General features: G+C 63.1%; 4 protein-coding genes. 1 reads left to right on the forward strand and 3 read right to left on the reverse strand.

All coding sequences use genetic code 11. The features are described from left to right. Both ABSG20_RS32725 and ABSG20_RS32730 read right to left on the reverse strand, forming a co-directional pair. Positions 1 to 419 (reverse strand): rhodanese-like domain-containing protein (locus ABSG20_RS32725; RefSeq protein WP_490338354.1); only part of this gene is annotated, 419 nt, incomplete at its 3' end. After that, positions 416 to 1,774, reverse strand: a complete 1,359-nt coding sequence (locus ABSG20_RS32730; RefSeq protein ID WP_423868586.1) for an LLM class flavin-dependent oxidoreductase — start codon at positions 1,772 to 1,774, stop codon at positions 416 to 418. The genes ABSG20_RS32725 and ABSG20_RS32730, both read right to left, overlap by 4 nt. Before the next feature lie 528 nt (positions 1,775 to 2,302). Here ABSG20_RS32730 and ABSG20_RS32735 point away from each other — a divergent pair. Next, on the forward strand, positions 2,303 to 2,788 hold the full coding sequence (locus ABSG20_RS32735) for an OsmC family protein (protein ID WP_423868587.1): 486 nt from the start codon (positions 2,303 to 2,305) through the stop codon (positions 2,786 to 2,788). Positions 2,789 to 2,862: 74 nt separating this feature from the next. On the opposite strand, the gene ABSG20_RS32740 is transcribed toward ABSG20_RS32735, so the two are convergent. Beyond that, positions 2,863 to 3,384 (reverse strand): GrpB family protein, encoded by a 522-nt coding sequence (locus ABSG20_RS32740; protein ID WP_423868588.1) that lies wholly within the window; start codon positions 3,382 to 3,384, stop codon positions 2,863 to 2,865. Between the last annotated feature and the right edge of the window lie 44 nt (positions 3,385 to 3,428).

Consider the following 3,428-nt stretch of genomic DNA (forward strand, 5'->3'; position numbering starts at 1 on the left):
CTTGGCATTGCGCTCGGAAAGGCCGTGGGCGGCGAGAACGCGGTCGGCCGCGAGCTGCAGGTTGGTGCCCTTGAACTGCGACAGAACGGGATCGTGCGCAGCATCTGCAGCGGCGCGTCAAACAGCTGCTCCCCGAGATCGCCCGGCCCGCCATCCGTGACCACCATCGGCACGCCGCGACGCTTCAACAAGGTCCCGGCCCGCAGCTCAAGCCTGCTCAGCGGCAAAGGCACAGAGAAAATAATATGGCCATCCCTGGCCTGAACGCCCTCCTCGCGGACATCCACAAGCGCGATCTCCGTGTCCTCGCCAAGGCGAGCCGCCAATCGATCGGCATCAATGCTCGGGAACCGGGAGGGAATGGCCGACACGAATGGAGCCTTCATCGCGTTACCTCTGACCTGGATGTGCGGGATCACTGACGCAGCGCGGTGACATTGGCCGACGCACCAAAGCTCGTTTCCCCCGGAGCAGGGCGACGCGCGGGGCGCGCGAGCCCGAGATGATCGCGCAGTGTCGCGCCTTCGTAACGCTCGCGGAAGATGCCCTTGCGCCGCAACAGCGGCACAACCGCTTCGGCGAAGGCGTCGAAACCAGAAGCGATCACGTCAGGCATCACGTTGAAACCGTCAACGAAGCCGGTGGCAAACCATTCGGCGATCCCGTCGGCGATCTGCTCAGGCGTTCCGACCACGATCCGATGACCGGTGCCGCCTCCCTGCGCGCGAATGAGCTGCCGCACGGTCAGATTACCGCGCTGCGCCGTTGCGACCGCGCCCTTGAAGAAAGTCTGGATGCCATCGACAACCAGCGGAAGCGAAGGCAGCGGCTTGTCGAGATCGAGGCTCTCAGGGGGAACACCCAGCGTGCCGGCCAGGCGTCGCAGGCCGTATTCGAAGGGCAATAGCTCCCAGAGCTCCTGCTCGCGCCGCTTCGCCTCCGCCTCGGTTCCGCCGATCACGGTCACAAGGCCCGGAAAGATCAGGATGTCGCTCGCCTGCCGGCCATGGGCGACGGCCCGCGCGCGCAGATCCCCGCTGTACTGCTGGGCGTCGGCGAGCGTGAGCGCCACGGAGAACACCGCATCCGCATGACGCGCCGCCAGATCCCGCCCCTCGTCGGATCCACCGGCCTGGACGACGATCGGACGCCCCTGCGGCGAACGTGGCACATTGAGCGGCCCTGCCACCGAAAAATACGTGCCGCGATGATTGATCACATGGACGCGCGCCGGATCGATCAGGCGTCCAGCGGATTTGTCGCCCAACACCGCGCCGTCTTCCCAGCTGTCCCAGAGCGCACCGACGACCTCGGCAAACTCCGCGCCCCTCTCGTAGCGCGCCGCATGGGCTGGTCGCACCTCGGCGCCAAAATTGCGGCCCGATGCCGGATCCGCTGTCGTCACGATGTTGAGTCCCGCGCGCCCCCGGCTGACATGGTCGAGCGAGGCGAAGCGCCGCGCGATGTTGTAGGGTTCGTTGTAGGACGACGATGCCGTGCCGATCAGTCCGAGGTGCCTGGTCGCCGCGGCGATGGCCGTCAGCACAACAGTCGGTTCCAGCGACTGGAACGGCCGGAATTCGGGGTTGTCGGAGAGTGCGGGAAAGTCCGCCAGAAATACCGCGTCGAATGTCGCGCGCTCGGCGAGCTGCGCGGTCCGAATCCAGAAATCGATATCATAGAAGCTTGCGGGATCCGATGCCGGCCAACGCCACGCGCCGCCAAACGTGCCGGCATTGAGAAAGTTCAGGTTCAGATGAAGCTGTCTCGACACGCGAACCTCCGGATCCCCAAAAGCAAGTCCGGCAAACCGACGCCCGACCGCCCTCGCCTGCAAAGTTACGCCAATGCGCCCGATAATCTATGAAAATCATCTACTAAATATGCCAGGCTCTTTAGCCCGGCTTTGCACAGAACAGGCTACGCATGGACGGCTTTCGCTCTCCGCTCGATCCCCGGCGATTAAATGCAGCCGGCATCGATACCAGCGCTCATAGATCCCTCATTTTTGCCAGCTTTTCGTTCCGGTACGTCTGATGCGTCGCCCGCCAGGCGATCGAAGTAAAAACTCCCTTTCAAATCTTTGCGAAATGAAAAACAATATATTTATCGTAAAGAACCGTAGAATAAGGTTGTTATTTTCCCGTGGTGATTGACTGCCCTCCGCCGTCTGATCGAATTGGCTCGCTCGCTATCGCATGCTGCCAGGCTTCGACCGAATGCCGCATCGCACGCAGCTGCGCGCGAGCGATTGGAGAGATCCCGCAGCCACCGATGTCAATCCGTCAACTCAGGAGCCGACATGTCCCCGCAAATTCCCCTCGTCACCTTCCGCCTGACCGGCCAAGGCCGCGGTGTCGCCCAGATCGTCCGCGAGGATGGATCCGCCCATGTCATCCAGACCGACGCGCACCCGGCCTTTGGCGGCGGCGACACCGCCCCGAGCCCGCTGGCCTACGCCCTTGCGGCGTTGACCTCTTGCACCCAAGTCACGTCGCAAATCGTCGCCCGCGACCACGGACTGAAGCTGGGCGCCTTCACGGTCTCGGTCGATGCCAAGCTCGACCCGACGGTGCTGGCGACGGGCGCCGAAGGCGTCAGCAACTTCACCCAGCTGACGCTGGTGGCCAGCATCGAGACCGACGCGGCGCCGGCGCAATTCGCCCATTTCGGGGCCGAGGTGGAGCGGCGCTGCCCGGTGACGCAGTTGTTCCGCCGCAGCGGCGTCGCGGTCACAACCGAATGGCGAGCCGTGGCGCTTGTCCCGGTCCCGGCGGCGGCGGAATAGCCGCGGGCGATGTCGGGACGGCGGTTATAACGGGTTGATTTCTTCGGAGCGTATCGACGGGGAGATTGGCCTCACTACGCCTGGGACGTGCTGCCACCAAGGCCAGCAAGTCTCTCGATCTCACGCACGAACGCGCCCTTGGCATGGGAGTAGCGAACGCGCTCTTCCAGGCGCTGCAAGTCAGCGGATTCGGCCAGTTTGCGTTTGAGGGTTCCGTAGGCATCGCGATCCCTTGGGTGCTTCCTGAGCCAATCGCGAAACTCGCGCCGCCTGCGCGCTTCGAAGCTGCCGTCTTCTCGTATATGCACGTGATGGCTGTGTGGCCACGCTGCAGGTTGATGGAAAAAATGCACGGGAGCGATCGCCTCGGTGTAACCTTGCTCCAGAACAATTAGTCGGCATTGCTGCACTGCCGTCTCGTCTTGTAGAGTGATCTGGATATCGATGATCGGTTTCGCAGGCAGCCCCGGTACCGAAGTGGAACCGATATGTTCAATGCGGGCCGCCAGCATTCCGAGCGCCCGACTGAGGCGCTGCGCCTCGCACTCGAAGTCCCTTGGCCAATTCGGGTCATAATCGACAATTTGTTGCGCCATAATTCAACTCGACCGATAGATTATTAACATTAGCTGCGGCGTCC

The sequence above is a fragment of the Bradyrhizobium sp. genome (genome assembly GCF_049512235.1).
GTDB lineage: Bacteria > Pseudomonadota > Alphaproteobacteria > Rhizobiales > Xanthobacteraceae > Bradyrhizobium.